The 19344-nt window shown below is 34.5% G+C and carries 17 protein-coding genes and 1 other RNA gene; 5 read left to right on the forward strand and 13 right to left on the reverse strand.

All coding sequences use genetic code 11. From position 1 onward, the window contains the following. Window positions 1–97 precede the first annotated feature (97 nt). The 4 genes from GGR32_RS06835 to GGR32_RS06850 form a co-directional block, all read right to left on the reverse strand. Window positions 98–646 carry a Riean_0653 family protein gene (locus GGR32_RS06835; RefSeq protein WP_183477450.1) on the reverse strand — a complete coding sequence of 183 codons (549 nt, stop codon included), beginning with the start codon at window positions 644–646 and terminating at the stop codon, window positions 98–100. A 144-nt stretch (window positions 647–790) separates the two neighbouring features. After that, complete coding sequence (locus GGR32_RS06840; RefSeq protein ID WP_183477451.1) at window positions 791–1453, reverse strand: hypothetical protein; 663 nt, start codon at window positions 1451–1453, stop codon at window positions 791–793. A gap of 92 nt (window positions 1454–1545) precedes the next feature. Further along, window positions 1546–2871 carry an MFS transporter gene (locus tag GGR32_RS06845; protein ID WP_183477452.1) on the reverse strand — a complete coding sequence of 442 codons (1326 nt, stop codon included), beginning with the start codon at window positions 2869–2871 and terminating at the stop codon, window positions 1546–1548. Window positions 2872–2967: 96 nt separating this feature from the next. Next, on the reverse strand, window positions 2968–4587 hold the full coding sequence (locus GGR32_RS06850) for an ABC-F family ATP-binding cassette domain-containing protein (protein ID WP_183477453.1): 1620 nt from the start codon (window positions 4585–4587) through the stop codon (window positions 2968–2970). Window positions 4588–4739: 152 nt separating this feature from the next. Between GGR32_RS06850 and GGR32_RS06855 the strand changes: the two genes are divergently transcribed. After that, entirely contained in the window at window positions 4740–6155 is a 1416-nt protein-coding gene (locus GGR32_RS06855; protein WP_183477454.1) for a TlpA family protein disulfide reductase, read from the forward strand. Here the strand turns inward: GGR32_RS06855 and fsa are convergent. The 3 genes from fsa to ffs form a co-directional block, all read right to left on the reverse strand. After that, window positions 6152–6808 (reverse strand): fructose-6-phosphate aldolase, encoded by a 657-nt coding sequence (gene fsa / locus GGR32_RS06860; protein WP_183477455.1) that lies wholly within the window; start codon window positions 6806–6808, stop codon window positions 6152–6154. The genes GGR32_RS06855 and fsa overlap by 4 nt on opposite strands. 105 nt (window positions 6809–6913) lie before the next feature. Further along, window positions 6914–7717 carry an SDR family oxidoreductase gene (locus tag GGR32_RS06865; RefSeq protein WP_183477456.1) on the reverse strand — a complete coding sequence of 268 codons (804 nt, stop codon included), beginning with the start codon at window positions 7715–7717 and terminating at the stop codon, window positions 6914–6916. Between the two features lie 62 nt (window positions 7718–7779). Continuing rightward, window positions 7780–7878: signal recognition particle sRNA small type (ffs, locus tag GGR32_RS06870), an RNA gene on the reverse strand. An 88-nt stretch (window positions 7879–7966) separates the two neighbouring features. Between ffs and GGR32_RS06875 the strand changes: the two genes are divergently transcribed. Further along, entirely contained in the window at window positions 7967–9016 is a 1050-nt protein-coding gene (locus GGR32_RS06875; protein ID WP_183477457.1) for a glutaminyl-peptide cyclotransferase, read from the forward strand. A gap of 24 nt (window positions 9017–9040) precedes the next feature. Further along, on the forward strand, window positions 9041–10588 hold the full coding sequence (locus GGR32_RS06880) for a hypothetical protein (RefSeq protein ID WP_183477458.1): 1548 nt from the start codon (window positions 9041–9043) through the stop codon (window positions 10586–10588). A gap of 82 nt (window positions 10589–10670) precedes the next feature. Here the strand turns inward: GGR32_RS06880 and GGR32_RS06885 are convergent, their stop codons facing one another. Together GGR32_RS06885 and GGR32_RS06890 are read right to left on the reverse strand one after the other, a co-directional pair. Then, a complete protein-coding gene (locus GGR32_RS06885) occupies window positions 10671–11075 on the reverse strand; it encodes a DUF2059 domain-containing protein (RefSeq protein WP_183477459.1) in 405 nt (134 codons plus the stop codon). Between the two features lie 73 nt (window positions 11076–11148). Then, a complete protein-coding gene (locus GGR32_RS06890) occupies window positions 11149–12426 on the reverse strand; it encodes a serine hydroxymethyltransferase (protein ID WP_183477460.1) in 1278 nt (425 codons plus the stop codon). A gap of 110 nt (window positions 12427–12536) precedes the next feature. Here GGR32_RS06890 and fahA point away from each other — a divergent pair, with 110 nt between their 5' ends. Further along, window positions 12537–13820, forward strand: coding sequence for a fumarylacetoacetase (fahA, locus tag GGR32_RS06895; protein ID WP_183477461.1), 1284 nt, complete (start codon window positions 12537–12539; stop codon window positions 13818–13820). 11 nt (window positions 13821–13831) lie between these two features. Here fahA and ytxJ read toward each other — a convergent pair whose 3' ends face one another. Next, the gene (ytxJ, locus tag GGR32_RS06900) at window positions 13832–14212 is read right to left on the reverse strand and encodes a bacillithiol system redox-active protein YtxJ (RefSeq protein ID WP_183477462.1); all 381 of its coding nucleotides are present in this window, start codon (window positions 14210–14212) and stop codon (window positions 13832–13834) included. Window positions 14213–14375: 163 nt separating this feature from the next. On the opposite strand from ytxJ, the gene clpB reads away from it, so the two are divergent. Then, window positions 14376–16979 (forward strand): ATP-dependent chaperone ClpB, encoded by a 2604-nt coding sequence (clpB, locus tag GGR32_RS06905; RefSeq protein ID WP_183477463.1) that lies wholly within the window; start codon window positions 14376–14378, stop codon window positions 16977–16979. A gap of 78 nt (window positions 16980–17057) precedes the next feature. On the opposite strand, the gene GGR32_RS06910 is transcribed toward clpB, so the two are convergent. From GGR32_RS06910 to GGR32_RS06920, 3 genes are all read right to left on the reverse strand, one after another. Beyond that, on the reverse strand, window positions 17058–17741 hold the full coding sequence (locus tag GGR32_RS06910; protein WP_183477464.1) for an aspartate/glutamate racemase family protein: 684 nt from the start codon (window positions 17739–17741) through the stop codon (window positions 17058–17060). A gap of 118 nt (window positions 17742–17859) precedes the next feature. Further along, the gene (locus GGR32_RS06915) at window positions 17860–18576 is read right to left on the reverse strand and encodes a DUF3307 domain-containing protein (RefSeq protein WP_183477465.1); all 717 of its coding nucleotides are present in this window, start codon (window positions 18574–18576) and stop codon (window positions 17860–17862) included. Further along, window positions 18573–19172, reverse strand: coding sequence for a SatD family protein (locus GGR32_RS06920; RefSeq protein ID WP_183477631.1), 600 nt, complete (start codon window positions 19170–19172; stop codon window positions 18573–18575). Before GGR32_RS06920 ends, GGR32_RS06915 begins: the two co-directional genes overlap by 4 nt. Window positions 19173–19344: the final 172 nt, after the last annotated feature.

A 19344-nucleotide genomic window follows, 5' to 3' on the forward strand; every position in this document is an offset into this window, starting at 1 on the left:
TTTATTTAAGTTAATTTACGTTAAACATAAACCATATTGTACTGTTTTACAAATATTTACAAAAAAAACTTTATTTAAAATAAATAATTATCAAGTTTTACATAATAAAAAAAGTATCAAATCTTCCCTCCCTGATTTTTATGGTATCGCCCGTTACAGGATGCTTTATATCAAACCAGAAGGTACCTGAAACAATATAACTTTCAAAATCTAATTTGGTAATGGTTAATTCTCCGGTATATTCCTGATTTGTTGATGAAGATTGACTGTCATTAATCGAAAATGTAAACCCTCCCCCTCCAGAGGCATTTCCTTCAGATATTTCAATTAACTGAAGTACCCCTCCTTCTGATATCTTTTTTTTAGTTGTTCCTAGTATAATACTATCAGGAAATAATGTACCTTCGAAACTTTCATCTATTCCATGTATTCCAAAATGCCAACCATCATCAACATATTGATAAAAGCAATTAAACCAACCACCACTTTTGTCTATAAACGGTTTACCATCTACCAAACAGGCAAATATACCCTCTCCGGTTTGCGTGGCTTTAGGCAATTGCTCTACGGGGTTTTGGGGTTTGTCATCGTCGCTATTACAAGCATACAGGCTTAATGTTAGGGCGATTAATAGAAGTTTTTTCATAATTAGCTAGGATTTATTTAAGTCAATTCACGTTAAACATAAATCATATTTAACTATATTACAAATACTTAACGAAATTATTATATAAAAAAAGCCCCTAGTTTTAAAAACTAAGGGCTTTTCAACCTAAAGGTTTATATTTTGTTAATCATTTGTTGTACTGGTATCTCCTTCGTTAGTATCATCGGTGGTGGTAAGCTTTTTCCATACAGATTTTCCTACAATAGTTACTTGCATTTCTATTCCGTTTTGGGTTTCTGTGTACTCTTTATTGTTTATAAATGTAAGTGTATTGTTATTATCGCTTAATTGATAGGTTTCTTCTCCTCCTCCTGTATGTTGATCTACAATACTAACATCTTCCATTCCTTGGGTTTCGTACATCACAAAATTACCACCCACGTAGGTAATTTTATCTCCTTGTAGGCTATACGTACCAGTATTATTAGAAGAATTCATGGTTTGTGTAATTTGCATCTCGATGCCGTTGTTATTCATATCAAATATAAATTCACAACTACCTGTACTGGTGTATGAATTTTCTGTAAATGTAAGCGTGATATTTTCTTCGTTTGAAGTTACATTTTGCACAATATTTATTTCTCCAAAAAGTGGTGCGTTTCCAGTTGTTTCTACATTTGTTTCAAAAGTTTCTAGTTTCCATTGTCCTACCAATGCTGTTGGCGACCCTGTGTTAGGGGTTAAAGACCCTTCTCCAAATTCACCTTCTAGCGGTTCGTTATCACAACTTACTAAGGTTGCCAGGATAAAAAAAATAGAAAAGAGTTTAAGGGATGCTTTTTTCATTCATAAAAAATTTAAAAGTTCTTATTATCCATCATAATAATTTATGATGTTAACTAATTAGTTGGGTTTTGTACAAACTTAATTAAAATATTTTAATCTGAAATATTTCTTTTAAGAACTCTAAATAAAATAATAACCCCCAAGGTAAAAAAGATAACAAAAAACAAAATCGCATTCTTTATGCTATCTGTAAATTGAGTAACTAACCCATAGCATAGCATCCCGATAACAATTCCTATTTTTTCGGTTACATCGTAAAAACTAAAATAAGAAGCTGTATCTACTGTATTTTCTGGTATAAATTTAGAATAAGTAGATCTAGATAAGGATTGTATGCCTCCCATTACTAAACCTACCAAAGCTGCTGCGATATAAAACTGTTCTGGAGTGGTTATTAAATAAGCATAGATACAGATGCCTATCCAAATAATATTAATGCTTATTAGGGTTTTTATATTACCAAATCTTGCCGAGGCTTTAGAGGTAAAATAAGCGCCAAAAACAGCCACAAGTTGTATTAACAAAATGCTTACTATAAGCCCTGTAGTGGGATCTTGATCTCCCCAATCTAGTTCTTCTATCCCAAAATAAGTAGCAATAAGCATAATGGTTTGCACCGCCATACTGTACATAAAAAATGCCAACAGGTATCTTTTTAACCGAATATCATGCTGTAGTTTTGCAAAAATTTTATTTATTTCTTTAAATCCATTAAACAAAACATCTTTAGTAAGCGCTTGCTTTTTATTCCCTTTTGGTAAATACTTGTATGTATATTGACTAAAACTAATCCACCAAATACCGGTTAAAATAAACGATAAACGTGTAGGAAAATCTTTGCTTTCAAAACCAAAGGTGTCGTACATTAGGATAAGAACCAAACAAATAACCAGTAATAACACACTCCCTATATAACCTAAAGAATAACCTTTTGCACTTATTGCGTCTTGTTGCTCGGGGTAAGCAATATCGGGTAAATAAGAGTTATAAAACACAATACTGCCCCAAAAGCCTATTAATGCAAAAAAGTAACACAACAAGCCAAACCACAAGTATTCTAAATTAAACCAGAATAACCCAATACAAGAGGCAGCGCCTAGGTAACAAAAGAATTTCATGAAATTCTTTTTATTTCCAACATAATCGGATATTCCACCTAAAAACGGACTCATTACCGATACGACCATAAAAGCCGCTGCGGTTACATAACTAATTAAGGTATCGTTATTTAAGGTAAAACCTAAAAAGGTTACACTATCGCTAATAATAACTCCTTGTTCATCTTTAATAATGGTTAATGCCCCATAAAAGATAGGAAATATAGCCGATGAAATTACTAAATTATAAACCGAGTTTGCCCAGTCGTAAAATGCCCAGGCATTCAATAATTTTTTATGACCCTTTGGTAATGCTTGCATAATTTTTATTTAGGCTTTAAAAATAGAAAAACCTTTCTAAAAGTAAGAAAGGTTTTCTTTAAATAGCTATTATCTTAATATTGTACTTTACTCCTGTTATTTCTGATACATTTTTTCTCGTTGCTCTTTTAGCTTACTATCGTTCATGTAATCATCAAAAGTTAGGTAGCGGTCTATTACGCCATTAGGTGTAAGCTCTACTACTCTATTGGCAACTGTTTGTGCAAACTCATGATCGTGTGTGGTAAACAATACTGTGCCTTTAAAGTTTTTTAACGAGTTATTAAATGCGGTTATCGACTCTAGGTCTAAGTGGTTAGTTGGTTCGTCTAACATAAGAACATTGGCACGTTTTAGCATCATTCTACTTAGCATACAACGTACTTTTTCTCCTCCAGATAATACATTAGCAGATTTTAATGCTTCTTCTCCACTAAAAAGCATTTTACCCAAAAAGCCACGAATATATACTTCTTCTCGTTCCTCTTCTGTTTTTGCATATTGGCGTAACCAATCTACCAAGCTCAATTCCTCGGTAAAGTAGGTTGCGTTATCTAAAGGTAAGTATGCTTGGCTTGTGGTTACTCCCCACTCATACTTCCCAGCATCGGCCTCTTGTTTTGCATTTATAATTTCGTAGAAAGCAGTAGTTGCTCGTGAATCGCGAGAATACACAACTACTTTATCGCCTTTTGCTAAATTTAAATCTATATTTTTAAAAAGTACTTCGCCATCTATCGAGGCTGTTAATCCTTCTATATTTAAAATTTGATCACCAGCTTCACGTTCACGCTCAAAAATAATAGCTGGGTAACGGCGACTTGATGGTTTAATTTCTTCCACGTTAAGTTTTTCCAACATTTTCTTACGCGAGGTTGCTTGTTTAGATTTTGCTACGTTGGCACTAAAACGTTGAATAAACTCTTGTAATTCTTTCTTTTTTTCCTCTGCTTTTTTGTTTTGCTGCGCACGTTGTCTGGCGGCTAATTGAGAAGACTCATACCAGAAAGTATAGTTTCCGCTAAAATGATTTATTTTACCAAAATCTATATCAGAGATATGCGTACACACGGCATCTAAAAAGTGTCTATCGTGCGAAACTACAATTACGGTATTATCGTAATTTGCTAAAAAGTACTCTAACCAAGTAATGGTTTCGTAATCCAAATCGTTGGTAGGCTCATCCATAATAAGCACATCTGGATTTCCGAAAAGTGCTTGTGCCAAAAGCACGCGTACTTTTTGTTTACCATCCAAATCTTTCATCAAAGAATAGTGATATTCTTCTTTTATCCCTAAATTAGATAACATAGAAGCTGCATCGCTTTCTGCGTTCCAACCATTCATCTCTTCAAAAGTTACTTGTAACTCTCCTATTCGGTCTGCATTCTCATCGGTATAATCGGCATACAAAGCATCCATTTCTTGTTTTACTTCATACAGAGGCTTATTCCCTCTTAGCACTGTCTCTAATACCGTATAATCGTCATAAAGGTTATGGTTTTGCTCTAAAACCGACATACGTTTTCCTGTTTCCAGGTGTACATGCCCTGAGGTTGGTTCCATTTTTCCTGATAGAATTTTCAGAAAAGTAGATTTCCCTGCCCCATTAGCACCGATAATCCCATAACAATTACCTTGTGTAAACGATGTGTTTACCTCGTCGAATAATACACGTTTACCAAATTGAACCGATAAATTAGATACTGATAACATAGTTTTTATTAAAATTTGTGCAAAAGTAGGTAAACTTAGTTAGTTCTGGAAATCTTTAAGCAAGCACTTAATGTTTTAACGGGTAATTAACAGTAATTAACAAGAGGTATCTTTATGTTTGGGCGTTTTTGATTAAAAGTATTTATTTTCTGATGCACTACATTTACAAATGGTTAATCTGCCTTGTTACAGGGGCTTTCTTTATTGCTTGCACCTCTTCGTCTAGCGATAAACCCACCTATATTGCTGGTGAAATATTTAATCCGAACACCAATTATATAACCATTACGAAGAATGATAGCCTTGTAGATACCGTTTATTTAAATAAAAACAATAAATTTAATTATGTTTTTAAAGATAAACCGCATGGACTCTATACATTTTGGCACTATCCCGAAAGTCAATTTTTCTATATAGAACCCGGAGATAGTTTATTGTTTAGGCTAAACACATTAGAATTTGACGAATCGCTTATGTTTAGCGGAGATGGAGCCGTACAGAATAACTTCTTAAACGAAATGTTTCTGCTTAACGAAAATAACAACAACTTAATTTTTTCTTATTATAAAATTCCGCCCCAGAAATTTGCAAATTTAACCGATTCTGTAAAAACACAGCGGCAAATTAAGCTTGCTAAACTAGCTAAAAACCATGGCTTTTGCGAAGAATTTTTTCAGTTTGCAGACAAAACTATTCTGTATGAATATTATGATATGCGCGAACGCTACTCGTTTTTACTACACCGCTATATGCCTAGACTAACCAGGCATATTCCTACAAATTTTTATGATTATCGGAAGGAAGCAAACTTTAACGACTCTACTCTGATGAGTCATTATACCTATCAGCGCTTTTTAGATAATTATATTAAAAATAAATCTATCGAAAATTGTAAAAACACACCTACTCAGAATTGTTTTTCGTTAAGTAGTGTTGCTAATTTAAAAAAACGAATTGAAATTTCGGATTCTATTTTTAGCGATAAACAACTCAAAGAGCAGTTTATAAAACGTTTTGCAATACAAGGGCTTACATTTTCTGAAACTCCTACAGAGATTCAAGATATTTTAAGGCTTTCCCGAAAAAGTTTTACAGACTCTAATAAAATAAAAGAAATTACAGCGCTTGCACAAATGCAAGAGCATTTATTGCCTGGAAAATCAATTACCAACATCCAGTTACTAAACAGTACAGGAGAAACAGTAAATGTGGTAGAAAAATTTAAAAAACCGATTATTAGTTTTAATTGGTCTATAAAATCTTCTGCCCATTATAAAGCACAACATAAACTTATTCATAGCTTACGCGAGAAATATCCTGAAATAGTTTTTATGGGAATTAATATTGATATTGGTGATATAAAATCGTGGCAAACGCTAACCGAAAATATAGGTTTTAATCCTGAATACGAATATCAATTAAAAGACAACGGGATAGATAAAAAACTATATCAGCATTACCTCAATAAGGTGCTTTTTATAAATAAAAAAGGAATCGTTTGGAAGAATACTATTCAACTAAACGACCCCTATTTAGAACAACATATCTTAGCTTTTCTAAACCACTAAGCGTTCCCTTTTTTATAATCTGCTAAAAACTTCTCTAAACCTATATCGGTAAGTGGGTGTTTTAGTAGACCTTCTATTGCGCTTAACGGCCCAGTCATCACATCAGCTCCAATTTTGGCACAATCAATAATATGCATGGTATGCCTAACAGAAGCGGCTAAAATTTCTGTATCAAAGTTATAATTATCATAAATGGTTCTTATTTCATGAATAAGGTTTAACCCGTCTGAAGAAACATCGTCTAACCTTCCTATAAAAGGAGATACATAGGTAGCTCCTGCTTTTGCAGCCAATAATGCTTGCCCTACAGAGAACACTAACGTACAATTGGTTTTTATGCCTTTATCGCTAAAGTATTTAATGGCTTTAATCCCATCTTTTATCATAGGCACTTTTACCACAATTTGGTCATGTAAAGCAGCAAGTACTTCACCTTCTTTAATCATTTCTTCGTAAGTTGTACCAATAACTTCGGCACTTACATCGCCATCTACAACTTCACAAATTTTCTTATAGTGATTTATAATGTTTTCTTGTCCTGTAATGCCTTCCTTTGCCATTAAAGATGGGTTTGTAGTCACACCATCTAAAATCCCTAGGTCTTGTGCTTCTTTAATTTGTGCTAAATTAGCCGTGTCTATAAAAAATTTCATATGTTAAGGTTTTTGTGTTGTTTAATTCTTTTTCAACCTCAACAAAGGTACATTTTAAAGCTTATATTTACTAGAAAACCTAAATTTAGGCATATAAATATAGTCTTAAAGCTTATAATGCTTCATTAACATACGCTCGTACCACTTATCGGGTAAGATATGTTTTAATGCAATAGAAAACTTCTGAAGCCACTCTCCTACTTTGTAGTGAATTGTAGGATTTTTTTTCTGCATTACACGGTATACTTTTTTAGCCATCAATAAAGGGTCTTGCCCTTCGTCTACATGCTCGTCCATAAGGGCTAATGTAGCACCGTATTGTTTTTTATAAGGAGAATTTTCTTTTACAGGGGCATGGTATCTTCCTGCGGCAATATTGGTAGCAAAATCTCCTGGAGCAACATTTGTCATTCTTATATTAAACTGCTTTATCTCCATTCTAAAGGCTTCGGTAGTTAGCTCTAAGGCACCTTTAGTTGCTGAATAAATTCCTCGATAGGGCAATCCCATATAGCCCGCAATAGAAGTAATGTTTATAATAAAACCTTCCTGCTGGGTACGCATGCTGGGCAAAACAGCTTTTATCACGCGTATTGCCCCAAAATAATTGGTATTAAATACACGCTGAATTTCTTCATCAGGAATTTCTTCTATTGGTCCTGTAATTCCCATCCCTGCATTGTTTATCAGGTAATCTATTTTTCCTTCGGCATCAAGCACCTCTGTTACAGCTGCTTTTATACTTTCGGCACAAGTTACATCTAAGGCCACAAACCGAATTCCGTTATGTTCTTTATGTTTGGGTTTTCTACTCGTACCATATACAATATAGCCTTTGCTATGTAAAAATTCTCCGATAGATTTTCCTATACCAGAAGAAGCTCCAGTAATCAATACAGTCTTTGCCATAAGGAGTTAGTTTAATTTAGGAAGTAAGAACACTCTGATATGCAGTGATGTATATAAACAAAAAAAGGCAAGCTACCCACATCACACCGCTACGACCGCTTACCCTTGCTGCGTTCCCGCCCTGGGGGATTCAGCAGGAGCTGGTTGTGTGGGACTTGCCGCTGCAAATATACAACGTTTATGGCTTTTTGCAAGAATTTTACGTAAGAAATAAGTAAATTAGCCCTTTAATATTAATTTTCATTTCTCATGAAAGTATTTAAATACATAGTTTTCAGTAGCTTATTAAGCTTAAGCATAGCCTGTGGTAGCGGTAAAGAAAATCCTAAATTTCAATTAGAATTAGAACAAAACAAAAAAACCTTACAAATAGGAGATGCCGTTACGCTTAGCATAAAAAACCCTAAAAAGCTCCAAATAGACTCTGTTACTTATGCTTACGCTGGAAATACCTTTGCAAAAAGTATAAACAATAAAAAAATTACAAAAAAATTAAATACTCCTTTAGGAAAACACCTGATTGCTGCCACCGTATATTATGACAATAAAAAAGCACTTTTAAGCAAAGAGCTTATTTTACATAACAATAAAGCCCCAAAATTATATACGTATAAAATTATAAATACTTATCCGCACGATATCCAAGCATATACTCAAGGACTAGAATTTTATAAAGACACGCTCTATGAAAGCACAGGCAGGTACGGGCATTCTAGCTTAAGAAAAGTAGCACTAACCACAGGTAAAATTCTTGAAAAAACCAATTTAGAAAAACAATATTTTGCCGAAGGCATTAGTATTCTTAACAACAAAATCTACCTATTAACGTGGCGAGAAGGCAAAGGTTTTGTTTATAACACTACTGGCTTAAAAAAAGAAAAAGAATTTACCTACCAGCAAAGTAAAGAAGGCTGGGGGCTTTGTAACGACGGAGAACACCTCTATAAAAGCGATGGCACCGATAAAATTTGGCTGCTAGACCCAGAAACACTAGAAGAAAAAAGCTCTATACAACCCACCACACACAAATCTGTTTCTACAAGGCTTAACGAGTTAGAATGGGTAGAAGGTAAAATTTACGCCAACACCTACTTAAAAGACGGTGTTGCCATTATAAACCCTAAAACAGGAGCCATTGAAGGAATTATAGATTTACGAGGCCTAAGAGAAAAAGTAACCCAACACCAAACATTAGATGTTCTTAACGGAATTGCTTATAACCCTAACACCAAAAAGCTTTATGTAACCGGAAAAAACTGGGATAAACTTTTTGAAATTGAAATTATCGAAAAATCATAACATTAAAGCTTACGGAAATTTTTTATGAAAAATACCATTCTTTATACTATTTGCCTCATCAGTATTGTTTTTTGGAGTTCCTGCCGAAAAGATTTCGACACCGCTCCTAGTACAGGAAACCTACATTTCTCTAAAGATACCGTGTATCTAGATACCATTTTTAGCAATATAGGTTCTAGCACTTACAATTTAAAAGTGTACAACCGCTCGAGCGAAGACATAAACATTCCTAGCATAAAACTAGGCAAAGGACAACAATCTAATTATCGCTTAAATGTAGATGGGATTGCAGGAAAAGAATTCACTAACGTAGAACTTCTTGCCAAAGATAGTTTATATATTTTTATAGAAACCACCGTAGATATCAAAGCCGAAACACAACAAAATAATTTTTTATACACAGACCATATTGCTTTTGACCAAGGAGCTTTAGAACAAAAAATTTCTCTTGTAACTTTAGTTAAAGATGCTGTTTTCCTCTACCCTGAAAAAGATGAAAATGGCACTAAAGAACAACTTCAGTTTGGCACCGATGAAGAAGGAAACCCTATCTATCAAGAAGGCTTTTTTTTAGATGACACAGAATTGCATTTTACCAACCAAAAACCTTACGTTATCTACGGCTATGCTGCTGTTCCTCCTGGAAAAACACTACAACTAGATGCTGGTGCTCGCGTACATTTTCATAACCAAAGTGGTCTAATAGTTAGCAACACAGCGAGTTTACATGTAAACGGAATGCCTAGCCAAGACCAAAAATTACTAGAAAACGAAGTGATTTTTGAAAGTGACCGCCTAGAACCTGACTTTAGTGAACTCTCTGGGCAATGGGAAACCATTTGGCTATCGCAAGGCAGCACAAACAATAAAATTAATTATGCGACTATAAAAAACGCAACTGTAGGAATTTTGGTCGATGCTACCGATGGTTCCAACAACCCTACGCTAGAAATAAACAACACGCAAATTTACAACTCCTCAAGTATTGGGCTATGGGCTAAAAACAGCCACATTACAAGTAACAATCTCGTGGTAGGAAATAGCGGACAGATATCATTAAACCTATCGTTTGGCGGAAATTACACCTTCAATAACGCGACAATAACTAATTATGCAAGTAATAGACCTTCTAGTTCGTACGCATTGGCTATCCAAAACATACTAGAAACTCCAGACATAATCTACCAAGCTCCGCTTACACAAGCAACCTTTAATAACTGTATTATTTACGGAAATAAAAACTATGAATTTATTTTAAATCAAACCGACGAAACCGATTTTAATTTCCAGTTTAACAACTGCTTATTAAGGTTTAATGATTACAGAAATTTATATACAAACAAAGCCTTGTACAATTTTGAGGATGAAACCTTTTACAATACCATACTTAGAAATGATGACCCTCTTTTTATAGCCCCTCAAGAAAACAACTATAACATCCCACACGAATCTCCTGCAAATGGTTTTGCTAATCCAACCTCTGCAACACCAACTGATGTTACAGGCAAACCCCGTAGCAACCAACCAGATGCTGGAGCCTACGAAAGCACAAACCTACCCGAAGAAGAATAAATGTTTTACGCGTTAGTATAAAAGTAAACAAGGAGTTTGAAAATTTTCAAACTCCTTGTTTATTAAACGTAAACTTAAATGATTACTCTGCATATTTTCCTAACAAAGCCTGAAGCTTAAGGCTTAATTCTTGCCCTGCTTCTATACTAGCTTCATCTAACAACAAACTCTTTTCGATTACCTTTTTACCCACTTCTGTGTTGTAAAATTTTAATATTTCTTTTATTTCATCATGGGTAAACACTTGCATATACTCTTCAGCCAAACGTTCATTAAATAAATTTAATTCTTTATCCATCTCTGCTTTAAAAGCAGGCAAATTATGTTCGGGGATTAATGCTGCTACTTGCTCGTATATAAACTCGTATTGAGATTTCAATTTTATTTCGACCCAAGTTATTGCATCTTGTTTGTACGCTTCCTGTTCTTGCGCTTGTGTTTGTACAAAAGTCAAAAAGATAACTACAGCTAAAACTGCTTTTTTCATAATATTATGGTTAGTAATATAAAAATCCACTGTGTGATTTATTTAAACCACACAATGGAAAATGTCTTGTAAATTACATAGAGAACAATGGTAAATCTCCCATCATTGCTTCTACCTCTTTCTTAACGGCTAGGTGTGTTTCTTCGTGATCGATATTACTAATTACACGATCTATTAGGTCAACAATAGTTTCCATATCCGCTTCTTTTAACCCTCTAGTGGTAACTGCAGCTGTACCTACACGCATTCCTGAAGTTACAAAAGGAGATTCTGTATCAAAAGGCACCATGTTTTTATTTACGGTTATTTCTGCTTTTACCAAAGTATCTTCTGCCTGTTTACCCGTAACATTTTTATTACGCAAATCTATCAGCATCATGTGGTTATCTGTTCCGCCAGAAATAATTTCGTAACCTCTATCTACAAAAGCCTTTGCCATTGCTTTGGCATTCTTTTTTACCTGTACCATGTAGTGCAAAAACTCATCGGTAAGTGCTTCACCAAAAGCTACAGCCTTAGCAGCAATAATATGCTCTAAAGGCCCACCTTGATTTCCTGGAAAAACAGCACTATTAATCAATGTTGACATCTTTTTAGGCTTTCCGCTTTTTAAAGTTTCCCCAAAAGGATTTTCAAAATCTTTCCCTATCAAAATCATTCCCCCACGTGGTCCTCTTAATGTTTTATGGGTGGTTGTAGTTACAATATGGCAATGCGGAAGCGGATCTTGCAATAAGCCTTTAGCTATCAAACCTGCCGGATGCGCCATGTCTGCCAATAAAATTGCTCCTACTTCATCTGCTATTTCTCTAAACGTTTTATAATCTATTTCTCTAGAATAAGCAGAAGCTCCTGCAATAATCATTTTTGGTTTCTCTTTTTTTGCAACCTCTCTAACATGGTCATAATCAATATATCCTGTTGTTTTATCTACCCCGTAAAAAACTGGATTATAAAGTTTTCCTGAAAAATTTACAGAAGAACCATGCGTTAAATGCCCGCCATGAGATAAGTCAAACCCTAATATTTTATCACCAGGATTAAGGCAAGCTGCAAAAGCCGCTGTATTTGCCTGAGAACCAGAGTGCGGCTGAACGTTAACATACTCGGCATTAAATAGTTCTTTTGCTCTATCTATGGCTAGTTGCTCTATTTCATCTACTACTTCACAGCCTCCATAATAACGCTTACCAGGATAACCTTCTGCATATTTATTGGTTAATATAGAACCTGCGGCAGCTAAAACCTGATCACTAACAAAATTTTCACTAGCAATCAATTCTAATCCATTTGTTTGTCGTTTTTTCTCTTCATTAATAAGATCAAAAATCTCAGTATCGTGTTGCTTCATACCTTATTGGTTTAAAAATTTCCTCAAAAATAACAAAAGCATTCGGTTAATTGCAGGAAAATAATATATTTGAATATAAGAAAAAGTTTCAACAATAAAAAATACATCTTATGGTGATAACTGCAAACGACCCTAAACGAAAATCATGGCTAGAAATACCTAAAAACAGTGATTTTCCTATACAGAATATTCCTTTTGGTGTTTTTCTAACCAGAGACGATATTATTACTATTGGTACACGAATAGGAAACTACGCTATAGATTTAGGTGCATTGCATCAACTAGGGTATTTTGAAGGCATCCCGCTAACCGATGATATTTTTTTACAAGACAGTTTAAACGATTTTATTGCTGATGGAAGAAAAACTTGGCGAGCAGTACGCAACAGAATTGCCGATATTTTTGACATCACAAACGAGGCTTTAAAAAACAACGAGGAACACCGCAAAGTAATTTTATTTACGCTAGATGAAATAGAAATGCAACTCCCTGTTCAAGTAGGCGATTATACCGATTTCTATTCGAGTAAAGAACATGCCGAAAATGTTGGGATTATGTTTAGAGGTAAAGAAAATGCATTAATGCCCAACTGGCTTCACATGCCTGTAGGTTACCACGGAAGAAGTTCCTCTATAATTCCTTCGGGAATTCCTATACACCGCCCGCAAGGTCAGAAATTACCTCCTGGAGCAGAAAAGCCTACTTTTGGCCCTTCACGAAAGGTAGATTTTGAGCTAGAAATGGCCTTTATTACCACCGATGCCAACCAGCTTGGTGAACCCATACCTGCAAAAGATGCCGAAGAATATATTTTTGGCTTAGTTTTATTTAACGATTGGTCTGCTCGCGATATTCAACGTTGGGAATATGTACCTCTAGGGCCCTTTTTAGGAAAAAACTTTGCCTCCTCTGTATCGCCATGGATTGTTACCTTAGATGCTTTGGAACCATACAGAACCGAAGGTCCTACGCCTGTTACCGAGCAACTTCCGTATTTAAAAACACAAGGTAAAAAAACCTTTGATATTCATTTGGAAGTCGCTTTAAAACCCGAAAAAGACGAAGAAACCATCATTAGCAATTCCAATTTCAAACACTTGTATTGGAATATGAGTCAACAATTAGCCCACCACACCATAAACGGTTGCCCTATAAATAGTGGCGATATGATGGGAAGCGGAACAATTTCTGGTAAAACACCTAACAGCTATGGGTCTATGCTAGAGCTTTCGTGGAACGGAAGCAAACCTGTACGTTTGAAAAATGGACAAGACCGAAAGTTTATTCAAGATAACGATACCGTAATTATGCGTGGCTATTGTAAAAATACAGATACCCGAATTGGTTTTGGAGAAGTATCAACAAAATTACTTCCCATTTTTAAAAAAGATTAAAAAACACCCAATTACCCTAAAAATTCTGCATTGATTTCGTGATGAGATTGATGCAGAATTACTTTTCTATTCTTAATTACCAACAACTGCGGGGATTCATGCTGAACTTCGAAATTTCTTGCCAAACCTAACGAAATTTCCCTATACGCAACCACATCTACCATAAACAGAGAAACCTCATCGGGTTTATACGCAAAATTACGTTCAAAACTTCTTAAAACCATACTGCTAATTCCGCATCGAGGCGAATGCTTAAAAACAGCCACCGGAATAGTTTCCGATTCCTTCAACATATTTTCAACCTGTACATCAGCAGTTAGCAATTTCCATGGTAACTTTTCCTCTGCTTCATTATCGGCTTTATTTCCTAAAATACTCTTTATCCAACTCATGCTTAATTTTAAATTAAATCAACTTCATCAAAAATAATGTATTTTTATAGAGCTTCGATAAAACGACTAGACAAATTGTCATTATTATGTTTTATTTTAATGTCATTATGACATTTTCGAGTTTAGGTACAACCTTTGTATAATCAAAAACAAAACAATAATTATGAACTTAAACAATTTCACAATAAAAACCCAAGAAGCTGTACAACAAGCACAGCAGCTTGCTCAAGAATATGGGCATCAACAAATAGAAAATGAACACTTATTTAAAGGCATTACGCTGGTTGATGAAAATGTAACCCCGTTTATCTTAAAAAAATTAAACATCAACGTTCAGCTATTCAACCAACTTATAGATAAAAGCTTAGAAAGTTTCCCTAAAGTAAGTGGAGGCGATATTATGCTATCGCGCGAGGCTGGAAAAACCTTAAATGAAGCCTCTATTATTGCAAAAAAGATGCAAGACGAGTATGTTTCTATAGAACACCTTATCCTAGCCATCTTTAAATCTAATAGCAGTGTAGCACGTGCCTTAAAAGACCAAGGCGCAACAGAAAAAGCATTAAAAGCCGCTATCGAAGAACTCCGTAAAGGTGGTAAAGTAACTTCTCAAAGTGCCGAAGATACATACAACTCACTTAATAAATACGCTAAAAACTTAAACCAATTAGCCGAAAGCGGAAAACTAGACCCTGTTATTGGTAGAGATGAAGAAATACGCCGAATTCTTCAAATATTATCACGTAGAACCAAAAATAACCCGATGCTGGTAGGAGAACCCGGAACAGGTAAAACCGCCATTGCAGAAGGTTTAGCTCACCGTATTGTAGCTGGCGATGTTCCTGAAAACCTAAAAGATAAAGAAATTTATTCCTTAGATATGGGAGCATTAATTGCAGGTGCAAAATATAAAGGAGAATTTGAAGAGCGTTTAAAAGCAGTAATTAAAGAGGTTACGGGTAGCGATGGGAACATTGTGCTTTTTATAGACGAGATTCACACCCTTGTAGGAGCTGGAGGTGGACAAGGAGCTATGGACGCTGCCAATATCTTGAAACCAGCACTTGCCCGTGGCGAACTACGAGCAATAGGTGCAACTACTTTAGATGAATACCAAAAATATTTTGAGAAAGATAAAGCCTTAGAACGTCGTTTCCAAAAGGTAATGGTAGATGAACCCGATACCGAAAGTGCGATTTCTATTTTACGAGGAATTAAAGAAAAATACGAAACACACCATAAGGTACGTATTAAAGACGAAGCAATTATTGCCGCAGTAGAACTATCTCAACGCTATATTACCAACCGCTTTCTCCCCGATAAAGCCATCGATTTAATGGATGAAGCCGCATCAAAATTACGTATGGAAATCAACTCTAAACCAGAAGAGCTTGATGTTCTAGACCGTAAAATCATGCAATTGGAAATCGAGATTGAAGCCATAAAACGTGAGAAAGACGAAACCAAACTAAAATCGTTGCAAGCAGACTTGGCGAACCTAAAAGACGACCGAGCTGAACTTAACGCCCAATGGCAAAACGAAAAGGCTGTTGTAGATAATATTCAACAAGCAAAAACCGATATCGAAAATTTCCGCTTAGAAGCCGAACGTGCCGAACGTGAAGGAAACTATGGTAAAGTTGCAGAAATTAGATACGGAAAAATTAAAGAAGCACAAGAACGCTTAGAAAAACTTCAGAAAGAAGTTAGTGAAAACCAAAAAGAAGGTAATAAATCACTAATTCAAGAGGAAGTTACCCGAGATGATATTGCCGAAGTAGTTGCTAAATGGACAGGAATACCAGTTACCAAAATGCTGCAAAGTGAACGAGAAAAACTGTTATATTTAGAACAAGAACTACACAAACGTGTAGTAGGACAAGAAGAAGCCATAGAAGCTGTAAGCGATGCGATAAGACGTAGTCGCGCTGGGTTACAGGATCAAAAACGTCCTATTGGCTCATTCCTGTTTTTAGGAACAACAGGAGTGGGTAAAACAGAGCTGGCAAAAGCCTTGGCAGAATACCTCTTTGATGACGATGCAGCCATGACACGTATCGATATGAGTGAATACCAAGAGCGCCACAGTGTAAGTCGTTTAGTAGGAGCTCCTCCAGGATATGTTGGCTATGATGAAGGTGGACAATTAACCGAGGCGGTGAGAAGAAAACCATATTCTGTAGTGTTGTTAGACGAAATTGAAAAAGCACACCCAGATACCTTTAATATTCTTTTACAAGTATTGGACGAAGGAAGGTTGACTGATAACAAAGGAAGATTGGCCGATTTTAGAAATACCATTATCATCATGACCTCAAATATGGGAAGTCATATTATTCAAGATAAATTTGATAATATTCCTAATATTGAAAATGCGATGGAAAGTGCCAAAACAGAAGTCTTAGGACTTTTAAAACAACAGGTACGCCCTGAGTTTTTAAACAGGATAGATGATATTGTAATGTTTACCCCACTAACTCAGGGAAACATCCAAGAAATTGTACGCTTACAATTAAAAGCTGTTTCTAGAATGCTAAGTGAGCAACACATTACACTAGATGCTACCAATGAGGCCATTGCTTACTTATCTAAACTAGGTTACGACCCACAATATGGTGCTCGTCCTGTAAAAAGAACTTTACAAAAGGAAGTCCTTAATAAATTATCGAAAGAAATTTTAAGTGGACAAATAACCACCGAGAGTATTATTTTACTCGATGCGTTTGATAATAAGCTTGTTTTTAGAAATGAAACAAAAACGTTCTAAGCTTTCTCATAATTACTCAAAAGCCCTGAAAATTCAGGGCTTTTTTTATACTTTTGTTAGTTATAAATGCTTTAGTATTTATTTATTTAAGGCAAAATCTACAATACTTTCAACGTGAATTTTTGCCGTGTCAAACACCGGAAAGTCAAAATCTTTCTGTTCAATAAGCATAGGGATCTCGGTACATCCTAGAACAAGTCCTTCCGCTCCCCTTTCCTTTAGCTCAGTTGCATACTTTATGAATTTTTGCTTTGATTCTTTCCTTACAATTCCTTTTCCTAGTTCGTTTTTTACAATATTTTGTATTTCTTCAATGTCTTCTTTGCTAGATGGGATAACGGTCTCAATATTATACGCTTCCAACTTATTTTTATAAAAATCCATTTCCATTGTAAATTTTGTTCCTAACAGTCCCACTTTAGACAATTTTTGTTTTTGTATTTTTTTCGCAGTGGCGGCGACAATATGGATAATAGGAATATTTATTTTTGATTGGATTCTGTCTGCAAATAAATGAGCCGTATTGGCACCTAAAACAATCAAACCTACATTACTTGCAGCTAAACTTTTACAGGCATTAAAAATCAGATCATAAGAGTTCATCCATCCTTTATTTTGGATATCAGCAAAATTCAGGGAATATATTATACATTCTGCCGAGTTTAGTCCGCCCAATCTCTCATTGATATTTTGGTTTATATATTTGTAATAATCTAAAGTTGAAGTCCAACTTATCCCGCCTACTAAACCTATTTTTTTCATTTTGTTATATTCTTATTTCTAGCTTGTTAACAATTTTTACATGCCTTAATTTAAAAAGGCTTTTACCGTTTATTTATGTAGTTGTAAACCTGTATAATAATATTTTTATTGGTGTGGTTTATAATAGTGTATTAATATACTGATATAATAAACCTATTGAAATTGCTAAGCCAAAGCTAATCAAAGTTCCTATTAATATGTATTCTGTTAGTTTTCTGTCTTTAGCTCTAGAAAGGTCTCCAAATCTAAAAACAGATTTTGCAGCTATTAGTAACCCTATTGCGCTCCATTGATTTAATAGGATAAAAGCGAAAACAAATAGGCGTTCTAATATTCCTATATATTTTCCTGCGTTTTCTAAGGAGTCTTCTGGTTTATCTTCTTCCAAAACCCACTTACTAATAATAATTTTCATAATTATTGACGATACAAAGGAGACGGTAAGAATGGCGAGTATTAATAAGAGTGATTCGGCTGAGTAAATTTTCTCTAGGGCTATTATGTACGATGTGTTTAAATAGACAACAATACTAATTATTGCTAAATGTAAAAGTTGGTCTAAAACAAATAATAACCTAGGATTAATTTTTTTATCTAATTTTAATTTAAGAAAATCTATTATTAAGTGACTCATTACTATAATTAATATTGATAACCAATATGACCAATCGAATTCCAGCAATATAAAAAGTGCTCCTAGGTGAACTAAACCATGTAGATATAAATATTTAGACTTATGTTTTTTACTTTTTTTATCTTCAACCCAGCTATTGGGTTGTAATACAAAATCGCCTATAACATGTGCTATTAACAGCTTTATTGTCAGGATTATCATAATTGTGAAATATTTTTAACATAAAATTCATTCATGCTCATAATTTCCTCGTAACCACCTCTTTTAAAAGCTTCGCTTATATTACTTTGCGACCTACCCAAAAGCTTTGCTAAATCTTGTTGATTTTTTTCAGGGTGCTCTATCGCTGTTTTTATTACTTTAGAAACTACACTACTCCAATTATCTGTGGTTAAAAGTGATAGTTTAAACATGAGATTTAAAGATTCGTCTAATTGTACATTCCCCGATTTTATTGCTAATGAATATTTTTTTAATTCTTCAAAACATTCACCAGAATTAACATAAGCTATTCCATTAGATTCTGTAATTTTATCAGAACTATAATTTTCCTCCCCAATACCTATTGCTATCCTAACATCGTGTGTTTTTGTTTGTTTGATAGTTGATTTAATATGAATTGCTGCGAGTAATGCTTTTTCGGGCGCTAGTGACAACTGAAAACTATCTCCTCTATATATTTCCCAATTTTGAGGTTCATTACCGTATTTATTTAATACGTTCTTTAAAGGTTTTATCCAATGCTCAACCTCTCCTTTTTTGGAATTTATTATATCTCCTGTTAATACAGCTATCATTTCTTTCATTTTTTCAAATATATCTATAAAAAAGCAGATATAAAATAATATCTGCTAAAAAACAGATAATTTAAAATATCTGCTTGTAAAAAGATATAGCTTTGCACTAAAAAATTAAATTCAACTAGATAATGGATACCGATATAAGAGCTAAAAACCTCAATCGGTTTTC

It is taken from the genome of Mesonia hippocampi, from assembly GCF_014197445.1.
GTDB lineage: Bacteria > Bacteroidota > Bacteroidia > Flavobacteriales > Flavobacteriaceae > Mesonia > Mesonia hippocampi.